The sequence below is a fragment of the Paenibacillus sepulcri genome, from assembly GCF_042647105.1.
GTDB classification, from domain to species: domain Bacteria; phylum Bacillota; class Bacilli; order Paenibacillales; family Paenibacillaceae; genus Paenibacillus_Z; species Paenibacillus_Z sepulcri.
This window is the reverse complement of sequence record NZ_JBHRUP010000001.1, coordinates 5,834,299-5,855,578: the sequence shown is the minus strand read 5'-3', so window position 1 is coordinate 5,855,578 and position 21,280 is coordinate 5,834,299. Positions and strand designations below refer to the sequence as shown.

Here is a 21,280-nt window from a genome sequence, read left to right as displayed (position 1 = left end):
TCCAGCTATGTTGGCAGGGCAGAGATGCGATTTTGGCGCTTCCAGCGTAAATCTTTTTCGTTCTTGAGAGCTTTAGTTAATCGCTCAAAAAGAAAGACTTATAGCAAAAAGACCGGGCATCTGGATGCCCGGCCTTTTTGTTTTAATAGATTTTGCGGTTATTTGAGTCTGGAATTCCTGACTTGCGGAGGAAGTACGTATTGATAATATCTCGCCACTCCTTGGCATGCTCAGCTTGGTCGGTCAACCGTGCCAGCACCTGCGTGTAACGGCCGCTGTCCACTTTGTTTTCGAGCGTTGCCCACGCATTCACGAGTCCCTCAGCCTGCTCCACACCCTCGAAATGCGTGTCGTAAATATGCTGTATCACGGTTTTACCGGATTTGAGCTTGTGCGTGTAGGGAACGTGATGGAAGAACAGCAGCAGCTCATCGGGACAATCCTCAAGAGCTTCGTATTGTTCCGCATGTGGAGGGTGGTACTGGGCGGTATAACCCGTGCCCGTACTTAAGGTTCGATCCACTCCGATTCCCAAGTTATCGGCAAAATGGTAAGTTCCCCACTTGGAATATTCATAACCATCCACGTCAGGACCGTAGTGATGGCCCGTATTCACCATCCAGCCTACGCCGAGCGGCGCTGTATAATTCTCATAAATGCCCCATGAGTCAAGCAGCATGCGGGATATGGTATCCAGGGCGGAAGGATCGCTGCCGAAGGTCTGGCTGATCCATTCCCGTGTAATCTGATCGGACGATAACGCCGGGTTCCAGGCAAGCCGGCCGAAGCCGTACAGATTGGCCTGCGCCAAAGTATGGCCGGTCCAGTTGGCGTCGTCGCCAATATTGGATACGGCTGCCATCCCCCCAAGCGGTCTGTCGAATAGGCTGCCGCTTGCAAGCTCCGCAATCGTTGAGCCTTCGCCTTTGGCATAAGTGTCAAAGTCGAGAATTTCCTTCCACTGGGGAACCAGGTAGCACAGATGCTTCTGCTGTCCCGTATATTCCTGCGTGATTTGCAGCTCCAGCACCTGGTTGGTATGCGGCAGGGCGCCGAAGAGCGGCGACACCGGCTCGCGGACCTGAAAATCCATCGGGCCGTTCTTGATTTGCAAAATTACATTATCCAGGAACTTGCCGTCCAGCGGTTTGAAATGGTCGTAAGCCGCCTTGGCTCTGTCGGTGCTGCGGTCACGCCAGTCCTGAAGGCAGTTGTACACGAAGCAGCGCCAGATGACAAGACCGCCATGCGGCTCCAGCGCTTCCGCCAGCACATTCGCTCCGTCCACATGATCGCGCCCGTAGGTGAACGGACCAGGACGGAATTCGGAATCGGCTTTGACCAGAAATCCTCCGAAATCCGGAACATACCGGTAAATCTCCGCCGCCTTCTCCGCCCACCAGCGCTTCACATCCGGATCGACCGGGTCTGCCGTTGTGAGGCCGCCAATCTGGATCGGGCTTGCGTAGTTGATGCTGAGGAACAGCTTGATGCCGTAGGAGCGAAATACTCCGGCGATCTGCGCCACTTTTGGCAGAAACACATCCGTAATGAGGGTTGTCTCAACGCGGTGGACATTGACATTGTTGATCGAAACCGCATTGAGGCCGACCGAGGCAAGCAGCCGGGCATAATCGCGGATACGGGCCATGTCAGCTGCGATATCGCTGTCCCGGTAAAAGATTGATTTTCCCGCATACCCCCGTTCGATGCTGCCATCCATATTATCCCAATGATCGATCATCCGCAGCCCGTTTTTCGGGTTTTCCGCAATGGACAACCCCTCCAGACTCGCCCCGTCCTGCATCAGACGAAGCAGATGAAAGACGGCATAGAGCACGCCTTTATCCGTTTTCCCTGCCAGTACGATATATTGGCTGCCGGCATCCTCTTCCGTGCGGATCACATACCCTTCATCCGACAAGCCGGCTGCATGAGCCGGGTCGATAACGCTGCCGGCATCCCCTGGACGGTCGAACGTTTCCAGCCGGATATACCGCTTCCGCTGCGCCGATTCTGTCTGGACAGGCCGCACTCCGAGCAAGGAAGCAATGCCCTCGGACAGCTCCCCTGCTGCAGTCTGCAGGATGTCCGTCTTTGCCGCGGCTGCCACAATTTCAGAGCACCAGGATTCATATTGGCTCCTAAGCGCTTCATCGGCAATTCCCGCATAACCGAGCCAACACGCATAACCGTTTTCAGCTGTTTCCTGCGTCAAAACCTCATCTCTCCCTTGCATATCTATTATTTGAAGTAGGACGGATATTTTTCCTTCAATTCCTCTTTTTCAAAATTCACCTGGCTTAAATGCAGCAGCATCGTTTGCTCCGCCAAATCCGGATTATTGCCGCGTATGGCTTCTATGATCTCCTCATGCTGCACGATGATATTAGCCCAGTCATAATTGACCGCTAACCGAAGCAGCCTGATACGGTTGTAATGCGTATTGAGCTGCTGAAGCAGCGTCCATGTGCGCGTTTTCCCGCAGCCGATTATGATCAGCTTATGAAATTCTTCATCGAGCTCAAACAGCCGCTCATAGTTATTCTCGCTGGCGCAAAGCTTCTGCAGGCCGACTAGATTTTGCAGGCTCAGAAGCTGCTCGGCACTCAGTATTTCACACGCCTGGCGGACGATCGCCATCTCCAGCTTCTCCCGGATGAAACGGGATTCTTCGACCTGCTTCATATCAATCAGGGAGATGAAAGACCCTTTCTGGGGAATGGTCTCGATTAATTCCTCCTGGGACAGCTTGACAAAAGCTTCGCGAACCGGGGTACGGCTGACCTGAAGGGCTTCAACGACTTCCTTCTCCGAGATAAAACGCCCCGGCTCCAGCTTAAGCTCCATGATGTTTTTTTTCAGCGTATCGTGCACATAGTCCCGCATTGATCCCTTTTCATAACGCGAAGCTTCCATACTTACTTTCATCCCATCTACTCCTCCGGAAAATCTGCTAATGCACCTATCCTATACGAAAACGGCGGCTCCGCCCTTGTCCGATGCCGGATTTCTGCCAACGGGCCGTGATCCCTCTTGTTGTCGCCACCCGCCGTTTTCGTCCCTGCTAATGCCTTCTTCAGACTCCTTCGGCCCAGGGCTGCCTGGTTGACGTTACCGTTTCGCCGGTCAGTACCGCCTGCTCCAGCAGCATTCCGAGATAATGATCCTGCGACGCTTCGGGAAGCCCGTAGAATTCTGCACCGCCTGCGGCGTAATCGGACATCTGCGCCAGACAGGCAGCGATCCCGATCTCGTCGTCATATAGTCTTGCAGGCGCGAAGGGATTCTCGTACGCCCACTGTTCTCCCGCCATAATTCCCTGCAGGAAATACCCCTCCTGATTTTCAACCTCGCCCTTGTTGATGCGTTTGAAATCCAGATGGAGCGGCGTGGAAAAGTCGGCCAGCGCCGTCAGGCGGCTGTCGAAGATCTCACCGCGCTCGCCTCTTACGGACAGGTGGTTGGAACGTGTCCACGAACGATGCTGGTCCTTTGTAAAATCATAGATGCCCAGCTTCTCGCCGAAATTCAGCCACGCCAAATCCCGCTGCATGGGGATCCGCCGTTCTTCCGCTGGAGGACCGCTGCGGGTCGGTCCCGCAAGCCAGCTGGACTCGAACCTCATTCCCTTGATCGTCGCGTCTTCGAAGCGGATACCCAGCATTTTGCGGATCAGGCTGACGGCATGATACAGCTGAGAGACCGATACCGTGGTTTCCGTCACTCTCCCCAGCCGCCCCGCCTCGATAACGGCCGAACGCGCCATCTGCAGCGGATGATATTGATACTGCTCAGCCACCTGAATCCGTGCGCCCTGGCTGGTGAGCTTGTCATGCAGCATGATCAGGCCGTCCAGGTCAGGTGCCGGAGGCGTTTCCGCGAGCGCCGGAACTCCCCGCTCCGCCAATTGAAACAAATAATCGAAGCATGCCGCCCAGCCCACAGATACGACGACAAAATCAAGCCGCTGCGCCTGCAGCATCTCCTCCAGCGTACGATACGAAGGAATATTCCACTGCTTCTCCATCGCCTTGCCCTTGTCAGCATCCCGCACCACCAGGCCGCCAACACGGAACCGGTCGGGAAGCGCCTGCGCGATCCTCAGGTAATACTGCGCCCGGAAGCCGGCTCCCCCGATAATGCCGAAGGTGGCGGCTCCAGATTGCTTATACATAGCCATTAGCAAGCCATCCCCTTTTCACTTTCAAATTAATTCCCGAGACATAATCCGGCTCTGGGGATCCCGGAAACAAAGCGTTGGCAGCCCAGATGCCCCTGCCAATGCCTCCTATTACTGCCGCTTTGTCCAACGATAACATAACCGCCAACCCTTCTCATTCCCAGAATGATAAGTGCTATTTGACCTGATAATTGCTGCCAAGCGTAATCTCGTTATTCGCGAATCCCGCTACTGAATTTGTCTTTTCATAGAAATGAGGCGCGTTCGCCAGAATGCCTGCCCGGGTATAAAACAAGCTGTCCGGCTGCAGCGGCAGCTGGACCTGCCGCCCGGTCAGGGCTGCCTCGTAAATTGCGGTGATCAGCTCCAGCGTTTTGCGCCCTTCATGCCCGTCGGCAAGAACAGTTAACGACTGATTCTCGATAGCCTTCAGCACATCGTCGATTTGACCTGTATGGCCGGTATAGGGGATTTCGGGATATTCACGATAAATCTCCTCAATCCGCTGCTCCATCCCGGGGTCCCTTTCGGGGAAACCATTGCTTCGGGATACCGAAGCATATACGTCCCAGGGAGCGGATACCTTGGCCTTCTCCGTCTGAAACACAAGCTGCTGCTCTTCGCCGTGATGAACGACCGAGCTTGTAATCTGGGCGAGCGCCCCATTTCCGTAGGACAAGACGGCAATCGACAAGTCCTCCACTTCCGCATTATCGTGCGAAGTATTGCTCGTAACAGCCTGGAGCCGGTCCGGCATGCCCATCAGCCACTGCAGCATATCGATATGATGCACGGCATGATTCAGCGTGCAGCCGCCGCCTTCCTTCTCCCATGTCCCTCTCCACCATAAATCATAATAAACATGACCGCGCCACCAGAACGAATCCGCCTGTGCATGGACGACCTTGCCCAAGAGACCGGAATCCAGCACATGCTTCAATTTCATTATGGGATTATAGAACCGGTTCTGGCTCACAACGGAAAGAATCCGCTGAGAGCGCTCAGCCGCCTCCAGCATCCGGTCGCATTCCTCAAGCGAGGAGGCCATCGGCTTTTCCACCAATACATGCTTACCTCCATTCAAGCAGGCAATCGCAAGCTCAGCATGCATGTAGGGAGGTGTGCAGACCGATACCAAATCCACCTCATTGTGGGACGCAATTTCTTCCGTATCGGTAAAAATCTCGCAATCCAGATTGTATTTTTGCTTCAGCGCTTCAGCCTTTTCCGGAGAAATATCGCATAAAGCCACCACTTTGCAGCGGTCCCCAAGAGAGGTATACGCTTTCAAATGCGCTTCCGAAATACCTCCCGTACCGATAACAGCCACTCGAATCATAGCCTGCACCTCCAATTAGATAAAAAAATGAATAATAACATCAACTGATCGCACTAGTATACAAGGTGTATTGTAGCGAATATGGCAATAAATATCAATGATAGTTTGTGAAGGCTCCTGTTCATATTCCGGCAAATGCGCTTATCTGCCTGTAAAACGGAATCAAGGGCTGCCACAGGGACAGCCCTTCCGTCTTTAAAACTATCAATCTATCAACTCCATTGCCTTTTCAAGCGCAGAGTCTGTCTTGTCATAAAGCTCCCCGCGTGTATATCCCACCTCGATGTCAGGTGCTATCCCGACGCCTTCAAACGGATCCCCACTGGGGAAGTATGCGCGAATCGTCCCGATTCCGATCTGGATATCATCGCCAAAATGCTTAATTATGGGCTGACCTCTTGAGCCCCAGGTATGCTCCCCTACAATCTCAGCTCTTCCGTTATCCTTGAACGGCATAATAAAATCCTCAGCAGCAGAGCCGGCGCGGCGGTCACCAAGAAGTATGATTCTGCCCGTATAGTGTTCTCCTTCACCTGAGTGTTGCATCCAATCAGGCTGCCTCTCTGCATAACGGTAATCGTCTGCAAATTTTATATTGCCGCCTCCATGCCGCTGCCAGAGCCACTCTGGATGACGCGATCGTTCCATCCACGACCGGTAAGGCCGGTCCATTAACCGCCTTGTCAATTGGACGGGGGTTGAACCGCCCCCGTTTCCGCGCAGATCGATTACAATGGTTGATGCGTGTTGATACTCATTGACGAGCCCCAATGCCCGTTCTTCATATATGGGTTGAGTGAAGCTGGGGATTCTGATATAGGCAGTCTTGCCTTTTTGAAGCCATTTGCCTTCCGTTTCCGATGGCATATTCACTGTCTTCAATCGTTTGTCGTCGCCCTTCATCCTTGACAGCATGACAGAACGCCTTGAATCGTTTTTATCCTGGATTTCTACCTCCAAGGTTACTCCAGGAATAATGGCTGAAAATAAGTATTGGGCGCGGATTTGCTTCGAATCAGCTTTGCTTGCGCCTATGAATGGCTCAAGCTCTCTATACCATTCGGATGGACATTTTCCTCCGATTGCTAACACGGCGTCACCCGGCTGCAGCGCACCAGTCGCATCAAGGTCGACTACCCATTGCCCTCCCATATTCAATAACGAAAATCCCAGATAGCCGTTGTCCGGCTCCGGCGCCCCTTGATCCGAAAACCAGGAATGAGCGTTGCGCAATCGGCCAAACAACTCCATCCTGACCCAATTAAATTGTATTCGCGTTTTTGCATCTGCCGCTTTTTTAAAGAAAGTCTCCGCCGTTTGTTCCATTTCGTTTGGGGTTATCAGCGCATCCTCCCAATGAATGAAAAATTTCTCGATCAACCGGAACGTTTCCGAAACGATAAGAAGCCGCCGTTCCAGGGACAAGCCCTCATCCATCGTTGATTTCACTCCCCATTTTTGATTTTAACCGCGCCTTATACAATTGTTTAAGCTTGTGTCTTCCCTTGTTCGCGGTGCTATTTCATCGTGATGGTAATCTTGTCCTGTGCTTGCACCCATTCGACTTTTGCCCCCAGCGATTCGCTGATAAAACGCAGCGGCAGGTACGAGGCGCCGCTTAGTATAAATGGCTCGTTCTCAAGCTTTACCGCTACGTTGTTCAATTTCGTATCGCCATTAAAATCAACCGAAATTTGAACGGCCGCACGGCTGACAGTGGCAATTTTCTTATATACGTCCCATGTTACTTTAGCGCCCAGTTTCTCGAACAGGGAACGGAGCGGAATGAATGCTTGCCCATTCCGGATAATGACGCCGCTCGTCATTGTCACAGATTCTCCATTGAGCTGAATGGAAACCGGCTTTTGCATTTGAACGGGGGTTGAATGCATGAACTCGTAATCCCCGCTTCCCAGCTCGCCATTCTTGTTTACGCCCCATCCCCAAAGTCCGCCATTGGATTTTTGCAGGATCACATGACGATCTCCGGCCTTGACTTGACTCACATCAGACGCCAATAATGTAAAATCGGGGTTAGCAGGCATGGCTTCACGATGGACCGAGGTCTCATATATGCTTCCATCACCTGTAAACACAATTAAGGACTGTTCAACGAAAAAGACGGACCGGGCATCCTTGATGCTGGTCAGCTGCAGCGGTACAGGCGATTGATGGGAGGTCGTTCCATCTGACATGCCAGTGGTGGTCGCTCCCCAAAACCATACGCTGCCCTTATCGTCAATTACGGCAAAAGCGGCATAAGAATCAGTGGAGCCATTGGTTACGATCTGTTTGATATGCGTCAGTGCAGTCATTTGGACTGCAGACAAGGGGCCTGCCGGCAATTGATCTTCTGAGAACTTCGATGGCCAGGACCACACTGTTCCGTCTTTTTTGACGGCTATGTTCTGTGCGATTTGCACAATATCCGAAAGCGATTGGATGGCTTCAAACGACTTGAGCGAATCAGAGCTTCTCCATACCGTGCCGTCACGCTTCAGGAATACCCATGTCGGGATCCAGCGCTGATCCTGAATTTCATAATAAAAGTTAACGTCCGCGACATCTTCAATATCCGGCAGCGCTGCGATCTCCTCCAATTGGAGCTTGCCTTGGACTTTAGGAATTAAATAGGTCTTGCCGTCTGCATCAATGGCCAGGGATTCGCTTCCATTGGAATATACATGAGTGAGATTTTTTAGTGCCTCAACAGGGGATACTTGTATCCCGGAAGTTGCAAAATTCCGCTCCCAATGCCAAATTGAACCGTCTTTCTTCATAATGAACTGATCAGAAAATACCCTTTGAACATCCGTGATCCCTGGTATCTGGGCAGGAACGGATAGTTGGTTGCCCCAGACCCATAACGTCCCGTCGGATTTGATTAGCGATGAAGCATCGAAATCCTCGACATTGGATGCTGCTGCTCCAGCCAGGGCATTGAAGGGCAAGAGAACCAGACACAGAATCATACTAAAACGAATCAGCCATTTTTTCATTTAACGGTTTCTCCTCTCGAGTGTAAGACTAAGCAAGTCATGGGAATATAATTCCTTATGATTAGACGCTGCCGAATGAAATTAGTTACAAATAAGGCTAAGGCGATTATAGTCACAAAAAAAAGAGGAGCCGCCATAGCAAGCTCCTCCTCAATGATCTTCTTCATCTAAACCAGCTTCAGCATTTTGTCGACGACGGCGGAGTGAATACCTATCGAGGTTTCCCTCATGTACTCCTCGCGCATCTTGTCCGCCTTCTTGTAGCTGTCGGCCTGCAGCGCCTTCCTCATCTCTTCCTTGGAATCGAAGCTGATCTGGACAATCGCGTCGATTGAAGGTTTGTCTAAGTATAGATTATTTATTTGTCCAGCCTTGTTGTTTGCGCATTAATACAATCTGACCAATATGATACGCGTTATGGGTACAAAGATTGGAGATGGCCGCCCACCAAGGGCATTCATCCGGATAATTGGGGATGTGGGTATCCAGCTTCGACTCAGGCGAGTCCGCGATCACTTTACGAAATTCCAAGAATGCCGCATCCAGTTTATCTACCGCGGATTTCCAGTTTTCTTCATTCATTTCTTCCTTTATTTCGAAGGTGCTATCGTTATTATTGCCAATTGTTATGAAGGTTTCCTTACCGGTAAAGTAGCTCAGCCATTTTTCATTCCAATAGGTCAGATGGCCGGTAAGCTGCCAAATGGAATGACTGGAACAATCACTACGCCAGCCCGCCTGCTCTGCTGTCAGCCCTTGTACGGAATCAAGAAACGTAGGAAACCAGCTCAGGTCATTATGACATGCGGCAAGCTGATCTAACAAAACATCTTTTTTGGAAAAATTCATGTAATCCCTCCTCCAGCCTTCATTCCCTTCTCCACAAGTATAAGGCTTTTACAACCTATTTTACCACAGCCTTCGAAGTCTCCTGCCCGTTTGTTCAATCAACTTTTTAAAGCTGCCCCTGCCCGGCAAATGCTGTTTTCCGCTGGTCTGCCCTCGACCAAAGTACGGGAGCGAACTCATTCTCAGGGTCATTCCTGCCCCCTCCCCCGCCCCGTATAATTCAGCTCAGGAGGTCGAATCCACGGAAGAAGCTTGCTGCAGCTTCGGAACGCCGCAAATCATAGGCAGCGCACCTGCTCATGAAATCGGTTGCAAATTTTCTAAAATTTATAAATCAGGAGTGATCTTGTGTCCCCCCATCATCCCATATCGACCACTGCAAAACCAGCAGCCGGATCGGGTGCAGCCAGGTGGCTGAAGCGAATTTGTATCCTGGCTCTACTGTTCGGTGCAATGCTCATTGGACTGCTTCAAATTCGGGCCCCGCAGCCCGCCGGGCCCGATGCTCCTGAAGACACATTCTCTGCTTCCCGCGCGATAGAGAAGCTAAACGTCATTGCGAAGGAACCGCATCCAGTGGGCTCTCCTGCGCATGACCAGGTCCGGAATTATTTGTTGGCGGAGCTCGAAGGCTTGGGCTTGAAGCCGGAGGTGCAGCGAGTGGAGGTCACACAGGGTTTGGAGTCCGGGCTGACAAGCGGACCGGATCGGCCCAATCTCCAGACAGACGTGCAGACCATAACCATCGAGAACATTATGGCGCGTGTTCCAGGTACGGACAACAGCAAGGCTGTTATGCTCGCGGCGCATTATGATTCTGTTCCGGAAGGTCCGGGAGCTGCCGATGACGGCTCGGCAATTGCGGCAATGCTGGAGACGGTACGCGCGCTTCAAGCATCGGGGCCGCTTAAGAATGATCTTCTGCTGCTTTTGACAGACGGCGAAGAGCTCGGCATGCTGGGAGCAAAAGCATTTATGAAAGAGCATCCCTCAGCCAAGGATGTCGGAATGGTGCTCAATTTTGAAGCACGGGGGAATAAGGGGCCTTCCTTCATGTTCGAGACCAGCGAGCAAAACGGATGGATGATCCAGGAATTTATGAAGGCGGCTCCTCAACCGGTGGCTTACTCCCTGATCTATAACGTCTATAAATTAATGCCCAACGATACCGATCTGACGGAATTCCGCGAAGGCGGGCTGCCCGGTCTGAATTTCGCCTTCGGCATGGGCTTGAATGCGTACCATGAGGAGATTGATACGCCGGGGAACCTCGATCGTTCCAGCATCCAGCATCAAGGAAACTACATGCTTAGCCTGACAAAGCATTTTGGCCAGTTGGATCTGAACGACGTAAAGCAGGAAAACCGGGTTTATTTTAATGTCCTCGGCTGGAGCATGGTCAGCTATCCGGAATCTTGGGCGTTCGGTTTCATGCTGATCGGCGTTCTGTTATTCGCCCTTACCGTATGGAACGGCTTGTATCGGCGCCGCTTGAGCCTGAAGGGACTTACAGGCGGCTTCCTCGTGTCCCTGCTTAGTTTGGCGGTGGTGTTCGGGGCAGTCACCTTGGTATGGAATATTCTCCGAGCAAACGTGCCGCATCCGTATTATGTATCAATCGTGAAAGACCCCGGTGTCAGTACGTACTATTTCATTGGCCTGCTGCTGTTCATGCTGCTGATAACGGTTCCTCTGATCCGCTGGTGCTCGCGCTATGTGAAGGCTGAGAACCTGTGGGTCGGCGCGCTGCTGCTGTGGGTACTCCTCTGCGCAGCGACGACCCTGTATCTGCCGGGCGGGAGCTACCTGTTCACATGGCCGCTTCTGATCAGCCTGATCGGGCTGAATGCATCTTACCTGGTGGGCGAAGGGGCCAGGAGCTGGGTATCGACGCTGTTCGCGTTGCCGGGCATCCTGCTGTTCACACCGATATTGTATCTCGTATTCGTCTTGATGACGCTGGATCTGGCAGGCGCGCTGATCACGTTCGCAGCGCTGTCATCCACGTTGATTTATCCTCTATTTTGCCGTATGCCCAGGGATCATGGTCACAGATAAAAGCTTCCGTTCCAATTGACCGTAACAGGTATTTCCATTAAAGAAGCAGCGGCAGACTCGGACTCATAAAATAAAGTCTGAGAACTGCCGCTGCTATTATTTGCGCTGCCGTATCGGTCCGTTGATATCCAGGCACTACACGTTCAGCAAACCACGCGCCAGCATCGATTCAGCGAGCAGAACTGCGCCTTTTCCCGCACCCATCTTCGTATTGTGGGAGACCAGGACATATTTCACGCCACCCAGCACCGGCTCCTCTTCCAGTCTCCCCATACTTGTTGTCATCCCGCCTCCCAGCTCGCGATCCAAGCGGGGTTGAGGGCGAAAAGGGTCATCAAATAGATGAATCATCCGCTCGGGAGCCGAATGTAATTTGCAGCTGTCGAAGGGATTATAGCGATTGATGGCTTCTCGAATTTCAGTTAAATTTGCCTGTTTCTTCAGACCGACAAACACGGATTCCGTGTGACCATCCAGCACGTTCGCTCTCGTACATATACAATTGATGCTAATCTCCGCCGGAGTAATGCCCTCACTGGAATATCCGCCAAGTATCTTCAAAAGCTCTTTCCTGACTTTCCCCTCTTCGTTCGGGATGTACGGGATGATATTATCCAGAATATCCAGGGTACGGACCCCGGGACTTCTTCCGGCGCCGCTTACGGATTGCATGGAGACCATCAGAACATTTTGAATTCCAAAATGCTCGTGCAGCGGTTTTAAAGTCACCGCAAGTCCAGTCACCGTACAGTTGGGAACAGGCAGAACGAAGCCTTTCCAGCTGCGTTCCTGCTGCTGTTTGCGGATTAACTCCGCATGATCATCATTGACTCCGGTAATGAGAAGGGGAGTATCATCGAAGTAACGAAATGCGGATGCCGTCGAGAAGGTCGGGGTCGTTTGGGCAAACCAGGGCTCCAGCTCTTTGGCAAGATCGGATTCAATCGCCGTGAAAATAACATCGACAGAATCTGGACGGAATTCCCTGGAAGAGACTACCGGGACTCCCGACATATCTCCGGGAACCGGCGTATTCTGTGTCCATCTCGATGATCCGTCTGCTTCCAGCAATGCCTCGTCGTATGTTTTCAACGTTCTTGATGTAACCATAGTAACCACTTCAAAATTCGGATGATTGGACAATGCCTGCACGAACTGCTGCCCGGCCATTCCCGTTGCTCCAACGATTGCCGCTCTTAATCTGGACATTTGAGTCACTCCTTGTTTAGTATGAATATTACTTTCCGCATGCCGATTATGAAAACAAAAAAAATCTCACCCCCAAGACTGTAAAAAGTCTCAGGGACGAGATTAGTATGCTCGTGGTACCACCCGGATTCGCAAATATGTCGCCATATCCGCCTCTTCGAGTACGGCATCTCTATACGAGGATGCTTATACTCTAGCTCTATAACAGGAGCTCCTGTTACACCATCCCCTCACAGGTTCCGGTGTACAGCTCAGAGGCTTTCTTCAATAAAGGATTCCTCACTCCTTTTCAGCTGCCGGAGCTCTCTGTGGAAGAATGCTTCATTTACTTTTCTCATCATCGCATTTTAAGTATTGGAAAAAGAATAACAATTAATCGAAGTAGAGTAAAGATATTTTTGTATCGCGATGTCCTGCCTTTAGAGAATTTGAAGCAAACGTATGATTTCACCGTCTATTACTTCTTCACTGACCTTATTAAACCCCAAGGATTCATAGAGGCTCCCGGCAATCCCGTTATTGGGTCTATGTCCAATCATTAATTTTTTACATTTCATCAGGCTCATGAGTTCGATTAGTTTTTCCATTGCCGCTTTCCCGTAGCCCTTGCCTTGATGCTTTTCATCGATCATGAAGGCAGGTATCCAGTAGTTTCCGTCGTTATCCGGCTTATTGCAGAATACAATAAACCCGATTAATTCTTCATCCCAATATACGGCTCGCAGTTCATATTCATCTATATATTTGGATTCGGCAATCCAGTAAACAACAGGTGCCGGAAAAACACCGAGCTGCTCTGTCTTGACTTTAAGCTTCGTACAATCATACCAGTTCCCTGCAGACACCGGCTTTAGAATAATTCCCATGGACATTTCCTCCCGAGGTTAACTTCACAGAGGAATCTGACAGGCTCCTCTGTCTCTAAAAGCCCAGTGAAAAAGACAGGCGCGCATGAGGAAACGTCTTCCAATACTCGCAAGTGCTACAAGCATGTCTATCGCTTGTCACTTTTCGAGATCGCTGTTGTACCCCTGAATTTTTTTATTTTGGATACCTCTGGTGCAAAGCAATCCACAATAAACACCGTGGATCGCTTTGTCACCCTGGTTCAAAACCAATCGCGGTATAAATGTGATTGGTCTGAACCCTATTGTTAAATTCGGGGTACAAAGGCGAACGCATACTCTTCTCCAGACTATTTCCGCCTGCTCCGCCAGTTAGTCACCAGACTTCTATAACAATACTCCTCTTGTAACTCCCACCACAGATTGGATATTGTTCATACCACATCACTCCTCTCAAAATGAAAAATCCATTGTACTTTATTAAAGCTTGATTCATCTCCACAGGTATATCGTCACTCTGTTTCCTTAAGACTCATAAACTCCGCTTCCACCTTAAGCATTTGTTGAATATGCCTCTTGGCATGCTGACACAAGAAATAGATGTATTGATAAACATCCATCTTCCCCAGATTGTTTACGGACATCATCGTTTTATATAATATCCCTTCCCCTTGTCTGATCTCATTCAAAATCCGGGAGCATTCGTCAAACTGTTCTTCAAGCTTCCTTCTGATTTCATCGTGAGTCACATTGCCTGTCGGCTCCATATGATCCGGCCTTATCCAAGAGAAAGATCCATGAACAGCAATATCGTCGAGCTGGTCCAGATTGTACTCATACCTGCTTAATTCAGATAGTAAATCTTCCTTTAATGCAGCATGGAGTGCCTTTATCTTCGCTTTTCGAATCAAAATGAATAAAAAATGGTTCGTTATCGTTATATGCTCAAGGATTTGTTCGATACTCCAGCCCCTGATAGGAGCATACTTCAGACTAGAAATATCTTTATTAAACCAGGCACTAAGCTCTGATTTTGTGCTTAATAATTCGTGGTTTATTACTTCGATGGTTCTATTAATGGACAAGGCTGCCTCTCCTTTCATTTCAAGACGAGCATTTTCATTATCCTTGATTTCGCTAAAATAGGGATAACCCCTGACAGCATATTAATAAAATAACAACGATTAAAAAGGAGGGGCGCATGAATTTTTTATTAAAACCTCTGATCCTTCTTTTTACTTGCCTTTTTATTTATCCTGCCATTATTTTCTCTGTCCTTGTCCTGGGCTTAACATCATCATGGAAATCAGGAATAGTAATGCTAAGCCTGGCTCTGCTGCTGCTAATTATCGTGAAAATTTGTTCAATCAATCTGCCTATTTGCAGAACAAGCAATCGGGAGCTAAGGATTCCCCACGATCCTCCTATTCATGAAACCCATCCACCACCGCTCGGCGATATTTACCATGAGATCATGTTCCAGCACCACGAACAGGAGCTGTTTGGAAAAAGGATAGAACAACAAACCGATTCTGCGCTGGACCCTAATCTCCCCGACAGATGTCTCTGCTGCCTTGACCATGAATGCCGCCGGCTGGCCGTGAAGCACTGAAGCCAATGCCCCCCGCTCACTCGCATACAATCTATACATTCTGCTCGCTTATTCCGGATTCAGGATCAAAAGCGAGCATTTTTGTCGCTATTTTATCGATGAAAAACCGGTCATGGCTAACCGTAACTACAGCTCCGGGAAAATGAATCAAAGCCTGCTCCATAACCTGTATGCTTGTCAGATCAAGATGGTTGGTTGGCTCATCCAGTATGATGACCGCTGCTCCCGAGAGAAGGCATTTCGCCAGAGCCACCCGGGCCATCTGGCCGCCGGAAAGGGTGCCAATGACTTTGCCCAGATCCAGCTCCGAGAACTGCAGCATGGATAGAAACTTGTTCACTTTTTTCCGGGGAGCATCCAGTCCAAGGCCGTAAATATTCACCGCATGACTGACGGTATCCTTAAGATCAAGCTCATCCCACATCCGGTTGAAATAAGCGTAGCTGACGCCTTTCTCCCAGATCACTTCGCCGGAGTCGGGCTGCTCCTGTCCCGTAAGCACCTTGATCAGCGTGGACTTCCCGCTTCCATTGGGGCCCACGATAACCAGGCGGTCCTCCTTCTGGATATCGAAGCTTATGTTCTGGAATATCCGCCGGTCTCCATATGTCTGCCCTACCTGCTTCAGCTCGCACAGCTTGTCCGGGAACCGCAATTTCTCATAAATGTCGGTAATGAGCACGTTAACCGGATGAGGCTCAATCCGCTTCTTCCGATCAGCCAGCTGACGCGACAGCCGGTCTTTTGAGGTTTTTTTGTTCGCGCGGCTGTCGATCGCCTCAGACTCCATGATGAGCAGCTCTTCCTCCCACTCGAACTGGCGGATCAATTCTTTTTTGCGCAGCTTCTTTTTTCGGATGAAATCGGTATAATTCCCTTCGTATTCCTGAAAATGATAGTTCTCAATCTCAATCGTACGCGTAACCACTCTATCGATGAACTGCCGGTCATGCGATACCAGAATCATCGCGCCATTGTAGCGGTGCAGCCACTGCTCCAGCCACACCAGGCCATCCAGATCCAGGAAGTTCGTCGGCTCGTCGAGCAGTACGACATCGGGAAGCTCAATCAGGATTTTGGCGAGCGCGGCGCGGTTCCTCCATCCGCCTGACAGCTCATTGACGGGCTGATTGCGGGACCTGTCATCGAATCCCAGCTTGGTTAGAACCGTATTGATTTCCACGGACACATTCCAACCGTCCAAATGCTCCATCTGTTCAAAGAGCTTCGCCTGCCGCTCAAGCAGCCCTTCCATCTCGCCATCATCCGTAACATGGCCCAGCTTCTCTCCTACTTCCTGCAGCTCCCGTTCGATCAGCGCAACCTGCTCGAAGCACATTTCCAGCTCCTGCTGCACAGACAAGCTTCCCTGCATTTCCGAGAATTGAGAGAAATAGCCGATCTTGACCTGGGGATCTATTTCCACTTTTCCGGACGTAGGCTCCTCTTTGCCCAGGATCAGCTTGAACACAGTAGATTTACCGGCGCCATTGCGTCCAATAAGACCGATGCGCTCTCCTTTGCCCACACGAAAATAGATATCGCGAAAAATCAATGTATCTTCATATTTTTTGGTTACATTCTCCATACGAATTACGCTCATCGTCATCACCCTTCCAGATCCCGCTAATTCTAACGTGATTATAACCCAGATCCCCCCTGATGTTTCATATACTTGATCCCCGCTTCGTTTTTTCTGCGGACAACCGCCATTTGGGCTATACTAGAGTGGATAAATATAAACTCACAGACGAGGTGCTTGTCCCATGAAATCCAAACCAGCCAATCCGCTCCTCATTGCAGTGTTCGGCGTGATGCTCGTCATCTTCGGCATTGTCGACATGATCTACGTCAACAAGCCGATGGGCATTATCCTGCTCGCCATCGGCTTAGTCCTGGTGGGAGTCGGAGTGAACAAATACAAAGCCCTGAAGCTCCAGCTTCAGCAGCAGCGGAAAAAAGGCTGATGCGAGAGGAAATATGGCGTTATTTTCCCTATCTCGCTCAGCAGCAATAACCCTCCTCTCCATTCAGGCAGGGCTGGCCAAATTATCTCGGGATAGCGCATACGAATTAATACGGCTTGGTAATCACTGAGGGCGCAGGCTTATCATAACCCGCTCCCTCTTTTGCCACTTGTTCATTAAATACCTTCAACTTTCACGGGTCTCATAAATAGTTTGATCAGCTGCTCTTTTGGATCGCTGCCCTCAGAGAGTACCGAGTCAACAGCCTGACAGATAGGAAGCTCTACATTATATTTTGCGGACAATTGCAATAATGCTTTTACAGTTGCAGCTCCTTCAGCTAATTTCCCGAATGGTTCCTTTGTTACAAATGCCTCGCCAAAACGCCGGTTATGACTATGCCTGGAGAACACCGTTGCTTCGTAGTCGCCAAGATGCCCCAAACCGTAAATCGTTAATTCGCTGCCTCCCATTGCCTTGACTAATCTCGCCATTTCTTTTGTTCCTCGAGCCATTAATGCTCCCTTCAAGCTCGTATAACCCAATCCATCCAGCATGCCTGCTGCGATGCCAATTACATTTTTAGCCGCAGCACCGATTTCATTGCCTAACAGATCCTGCCCATAATAGAATCGTATCGTGTCGCTTCCGAAGCTGTCTACTATCCATTTCGTTATGTTCATGTCATCTGAATCAATAACCATACAGTTCGGAATGTCTTGAACAAATTCTTGAACATGCCCAGGTCCGACCCAAATGGCTACATTTACAGGTGATTGTATTTCTTCCATTAATACTTGCGAGAGTCTTTCTCCAGACTCCATTTCAAGTCCCTTCATGCATAAAACAAAGGACTTATTCGTTATTCCCATCGTATTCAGCTGCTTTGCAAATCCTCTAAGTTCCTGGGCGCTGATGGCGATCAATATGATTTCGGCAAACTGAATGGCTTCTACCATTTTATTCGTTATATGTATTGTTTGAGGTAATATTAAATAATCATTAGTTCTGCTATCAACCAATCTCTGATAATGTTTGGATGCTTCTCTTCCCCATAACGTTACTTCATGTCCCAGTTTATTGGCATACCACGCTAAAAAAGATCCCCATCTTCCGCAGCCAAGCACGGCAACTTTCATTAATTAGCACTTCCTTTATTTTATCATTACACTGCCCGCAGCTGTTGGGGCTATTATATCCCCCTCTCACTGAAAAATAAAGAACAGCAGGGGAGCGGAGGTGACAGGATGGACAGGGGGATGAATTCCATAATCATGTTGTGGGACTCTTCAGTATTATCATTCCGCTCAGACTGCCTGCAGTGCTGCCGCAAGCAAGAATCCCTTGTTGCTGACTTTCAGTAACAAGAAAGGCTGCACGCGGCAGCCTTTTCCCCGATCCTTCAATAAAATAAATCTCTACCAGGCGACAGGCTTGCGCTCGCGAAAAAATCCGCCGCTTGGACCTTCTTCATCCAGAGTTGCCAGCCAGACGGCCGTATCTGCTCCTTCTGCAACCGTCAGGAGAGCAGGCAGGCCTTCCGCGGCTGCCTGGGAAGCAGCCTCTCTTCCCATATCCGTTTGTACCCTTCCAGGACAAACGGCGTTCACTTTGATACCCGTTCCGGCCACATCCTGTGCGGCTAAACATGTTAAGGCATTGACCATGGTTTTAGAGATGCGGTAGGCTGACGAGGATCCCTTAAGACCCAACAATCCCTCCAGAATCTCAAAAGCTCCCAGGCCAGACGACAGATTGACGATGCGTCCATACTGATGTTCTTTCATCAAAGGAACAACAGCTTGAATCATTCGCAATACGCCAAAATAATTAGTCTCGAATGTCTCCTTAATTACAGACTCTTTCACATCCAACACAGAAACGCCGTAATCCCGTATAATTCCAGCATTATTTACCAATATATCCAGACGTCCATATTGTTGTTTTACTCGCTCTGTCATCCTGCTGACGCTTTCCGGATCATTTACATCGACGACCTGCAGCTCAACTGCCAGTCCTTCCTGACGCATCTCTTCAACTGCATGCCGTCCCTTGTCTTCATCCCGGCAGCCGATCAATACTTGCAGCCCCTTCAAAGCCAGCTGCCTGGCGATTTCCCTTCCTATACCGCGGTTGCCTCCTGTAACCAGGGCAATTCGGGGGATTTCCTGATTCATTTTACTGATCATTTGTCCGTCTCCTTCACGTAAAATCTTTCTTCGATAAATCATATTCCGTATCTGATACTCTAATCCATCACATCATGTGAAGGTCAAGCCTGACCGGACTCGAAGTGGAGATCTCAACGGGGTATTCTAATCATCCATTACAGAATTTTGAAAAGTACTGGATAAGCTGCCCTTCATCATTTTTCAGCCACTTTTTCATGAAATTGTACAGCTCACTAAATTGTTAATAAGTTCCACCTTTCATTAGCAAATTGTGTTATTCTTTATTAAGAATGAAACTTACCTTTATAACGAAAAGGAGGATTGAGATGAAAACAGTTTTGCCCAGAGTATATATTGTGAAGTTGGTCGTTTTAGTGGTGTTTGTTATTCAACTGCTCAACTTCAATGCCGGCTTTGCTGCTGCGGATCCCGTAACGTATGCCCCCTTGCAGGGAACCATTACCGACGAGAATGGCCTACCCATTCAAGGGGCGAGTCTAAAGGTCTTTGCCTCCTATGCCAATAGTCATTTTCCTGGACCCGAGACTGCCAGTGCGACTACTGATCAAAACGGACATTATGAAATTCCGGAATTTCACCGGAGTGACTTCACGAATCTTGTTGTGCTTACCGTTAAAGGCCACCCGGTAATGAAAGATATCGGAATTGGGGCAACCACATTTGATTTCCAGTATGACCCGGCCATGATCGAGAAGATCGAGGGCACGATTACTTTGAACGGTATTGCCGTTCCCGATCACACGGTAAGCGTGGGATTCCGGGTCCGCTCAAGCTGGTGGATTGAATTGGGCTCGGACATGACCGATTCCAACGGTCACTATGAAATTGAATATATCGCAACACCGCATACAGCATTGGAAATAGCAGTTAATACAGACCCGAGCTTCAGCTCATTATCCGATGTAAGAATCGGCAATCACGCGTCTATTGAAATTCCAGCCCCTCCTCATACCATCTATGGTACCGTAACTGGATATTTCGCATCCGCGTATTACGGACTAAACGCCGCAACGGTAGAATTGAGCGATGGCTCTGTAGCATATACGAACAATATCGGTGCTTTCGTCTTTTTTAACAAACCTGACAGCAATTATACGATTACAGTATCAGCCGATGGGTACCGAAGCGCGTCAATCCAAGCTGCCGCTTCTTCAGCGCCGCTTGACATTGCATTGAATCTTGTTGATATGCCACCTGCGGTGACGGCTGTGGCCAGTCGGCCGCCTGATGTCGATGGGGGGCATCTCGGTGCGTGGTATACGGACGATGTAACGGTATCCTTTATAGCAGAAGATAATGATGATACGCCGGTTGCTACGATTTCCCCGCCTCAGATTGTATCTGCAGAAGGCGGACATTACATCCATGGGTCTGCCACAGACACCGCCGGCAATACGGGGGAAGCTGATATTTTCATCTCGGTCGACAAGAGCCCGCCTGTTACAACTGTAAGTGAGATTACCTACGAGCCCTATCAACCTTACGCTTACGTTCATTTTGCAGCGAGTGATACGGTTTCGGGTGTAGAGGAGTGGACGTATTATACCGTTGATGGCGGTCCTGTCAAAAAGACGTATCGGGGAGACGTCCACTACGCCGTCATTGACGGTGGTCCCGGAGCCCATATTCTTGAGTTCTGGAGTATTGACCGGGCGGGGCATGTCGAGGCCAGGAATCAAATGACTGTAAACATTGAAAATAAAACAGCGCCCATCACGAAATATCATCTTGATCCGATTTTTGCAGTAAATAGTGCCGGGAACCAGTACATCAGCGGGTTCACTCTTACTCTCAAAGCCTTTGGTGACCCCAGCGGATCAGGAGTGAAGGACACCTTCTATTGGATCAATGACGGGCCCTCCGTAAAATATACGGGACCGATTACGATAATGGCCGGTCAGGTACATTATGTACGTTATTACAGTACAAGTCTCTCTGATATACCAGGCCAACAGAACTCAATGAATTTTGTGACTGGTCAATTTTCGGGCTCCGGAAGTTTTTAAATCAAAGGAGATGGGACAAAA

General features: G+C 49.7%; 18 protein-coding genes and 1 other annotated feature. Of the genes, 4 read left to right on the top strand and 14 right to left on the bottom strand.

Annotated features, from left to right (window positions below; all coding sequences use genetic code 11):
* Window positions 1–142: 142 nt before the first annotated feature.
* From ACFOLF_RS25645 to ACFOLF_RS25610, 8 genes are all read right to left on the bottom strand, one after another.
* The gene (locus ACFOLF_RS25645; RefSeq protein WP_210044086.1) at window positions 143–2,239 is read right to left on the bottom strand and encodes an alpha-glucuronidase family glycosyl hydrolase; all 2,097 of its coding nucleotides are present in this window, start codon (window positions 2,237–2,239) and stop codon (window positions 143–145) included.
* A 5-nt stretch (window positions 2,240–2,244) separates the two neighbouring features.
* Window positions 2,245–2,931, bottom strand: coding sequence for a GntR family transcriptional regulator (locus tag ACFOLF_RS25640; protein ID WP_379113388.1), 687 nt, complete (start codon window positions 2,929–2,931; stop codon window positions 2,245–2,247).
* Between the two features lie 148 nt (window positions 2,932–3,079).
* Window positions 3,080–4,183: a Gfo/Idh/MocA family protein gene (locus ACFOLF_RS25635; RefSeq protein ID WP_379113386.1), complete on the bottom strand. Its 1,104-nt coding sequence runs from the start codon at window positions 4,181–4,183 to the stop codon at window positions 3,080–3,082.
* 175 nt (window positions 4,184–4,358) lie between these two features.
* On the bottom strand, window positions 4,359–5,522 hold the full coding sequence (locus tag ACFOLF_RS25630) for a Gfo/Idh/MocA family protein (RefSeq protein ID WP_210044085.1): 1,164 nt from the start codon (window positions 5,520–5,522) through the stop codon (window positions 4,359–4,361).
* 204 nt (window positions 5,523–5,726) lie between these two features.
* Window positions 5,727–6,959: a S41 family peptidase gene (locus ACFOLF_RS25625; RefSeq protein WP_210044084.1), complete on the bottom strand. Its 1,233-nt coding sequence runs from the start codon at window positions 6,957–6,959 to the stop codon at window positions 5,727–5,729.
* Between the two features lie 80 nt (window positions 6,960–7,039).
* Window positions 7,040–8,521: a stalk domain-containing protein gene (locus tag ACFOLF_RS25620; RefSeq protein ID WP_210044083.1), complete on the bottom strand. Its 1,482-nt coding sequence runs from the start codon at window positions 8,519–8,521 to the stop codon at window positions 7,040–7,042.
* Window positions 8,522–8,688: 167 nt separating this feature from the next.
* Window positions 8,689–8,811: a hypothetical protein gene (locus tag ACFOLF_RS25615; RefSeq protein ID WP_379113384.1), complete on the bottom strand. Its 123-nt coding sequence runs from the start codon at window positions 8,809–8,811 to the stop codon at window positions 8,689–8,691.
* 64 nt (window positions 8,812–8,875) lie between these two features.
* On the bottom strand, window positions 8,876–9,370 hold the full coding sequence (locus tag ACFOLF_RS25610) for a DinB family protein (protein WP_210044082.1): 495 nt from the start codon (window positions 9,368–9,370) through the stop codon (window positions 8,876–8,878).
* Window positions 9,371–9,718: 348 nt separating this feature from the next.
* Here ACFOLF_RS25610 and ACFOLF_RS25605 point away from each other — a divergent pair, with 348 nt between their 5' ends.
* Window positions 9,719–11,428, top strand: a complete 1,710-nt coding sequence (locus tag ACFOLF_RS25605) for a M20/M25/M40 family metallo-hydrolase (RefSeq protein ID WP_379113382.1) — start codon at window positions 9,719–9,721, stop codon at window positions 11,426–11,428.
* Window positions 11,429–11,563: 135 nt separating this feature from the next.
* Here the strand turns inward: ACFOLF_RS25605 and asd are convergent, their stop codons facing one another.
* The 3 genes from asd to ACFOLF_RS25590 all read right to left on the bottom strand — a co-directional run bounded on the left by asd (window position 11,564) and on the right by ACFOLF_RS25590 (window position 14,567).
* A complete protein-coding gene (gene asd, locus ACFOLF_RS25600; RefSeq protein ID WP_210044081.1) occupies window positions 11,564–12,637 on the bottom strand; it encodes an aspartate-semialdehyde dehydrogenase in 1,074 nt (357 codons plus the stop codon).
* A gap of 89 nt (window positions 12,638–12,726) precedes the next feature.
* Window positions 12,727–12,987 (bottom strand) — a binding site (T-box leader).
* Window positions 12,988–13,056: 69 nt separating this feature from the next.
* Window positions 13,057–13,503: a GNAT family N-acetyltransferase gene (locus tag ACFOLF_RS25595; RefSeq protein ID WP_210044080.1), complete on the bottom strand. Its 447-nt coding sequence runs from the start codon at window positions 13,501–13,503 to the stop codon at window positions 13,057–13,059.
* A gap of 491 nt (window positions 13,504–13,994) precedes the next feature.
* Complete coding sequence (locus ACFOLF_RS25590; RefSeq protein WP_379113380.1) at window positions 13,995–14,567, bottom strand: DinB family protein; 573 nt, start codon at window positions 14,565–14,567, stop codon at window positions 13,995–13,997.
* 116 nt (window positions 14,568–14,683) lie between these two features.
* Here ACFOLF_RS25590 and ACFOLF_RS25585 point away from each other — a divergent pair, with 116 nt between their 5' ends.
* A complete protein-coding gene (locus tag ACFOLF_RS25585; RefSeq protein WP_210044078.1) occupies window positions 14,684–15,094 on the top strand; it encodes a hypothetical protein in 411 nt (136 codons plus the stop codon).
* Between the two features lie 31 nt (window positions 15,095–15,125).
* Here the strand turns inward: ACFOLF_RS25585 and ACFOLF_RS25580 are convergent, their stop codons facing one another.
* A complete protein-coding gene (locus tag ACFOLF_RS25580; RefSeq protein WP_210044077.1) occupies window positions 15,126–16,697 on the bottom strand; it encodes an ABC-F family ATP-binding cassette domain-containing protein in 1,572 nt (523 codons plus the stop codon).
* Window positions 16,698–16,860: 163 nt separating this feature from the next.
* Between ACFOLF_RS25580 and ACFOLF_RS25575 the strand changes: the two genes are divergently transcribed.
* Window positions 16,861–17,061: a hypothetical protein gene (locus tag ACFOLF_RS25575; protein ID WP_210044076.1), complete on the top strand. Its 201-nt coding sequence runs from the start codon at window positions 16,861–16,863 to the stop codon at window positions 17,059–17,061.
* A gap of 176 nt (window positions 17,062–17,237) precedes the next feature.
* On the opposite strand, the gene ACFOLF_RS25570 is transcribed toward ACFOLF_RS25575, so the two are convergent.
* Together ACFOLF_RS25570 and ACFOLF_RS25565 are read right to left on the bottom strand one after the other, a co-directional pair.
* A complete protein-coding gene (locus ACFOLF_RS25570) occupies window positions 17,238–18,200 on the bottom strand; it encodes an NAD(P)H-dependent glycerol-3-phosphate dehydrogenase (protein ID WP_210044075.1) in 963 nt (320 codons plus the stop codon).
* A gap of 279 nt (window positions 18,201–18,479) precedes the next feature.
* Window positions 18,480–19,250, bottom strand: a complete 771-nt coding sequence (locus ACFOLF_RS25565) for an SDR family oxidoreductase (protein WP_379113378.1) — start codon at window positions 19,248–19,250, stop codon at window positions 18,480–18,482.
* A 308-nt stretch (window positions 19,251–19,558) separates the two neighbouring features.
* Between ACFOLF_RS25565 and ACFOLF_RS25560 the strand changes: the two genes are divergently transcribed.
* A complete protein-coding gene (locus tag ACFOLF_RS25560) occupies window positions 19,559–21,259 on the top strand; it encodes a carboxypeptidase-like regulatory domain-containing protein (protein WP_210044074.1) in 1,701 nt (566 codons plus the stop codon).
* Window positions 21,260–21,280: the final 21 nt, after the last annotated feature.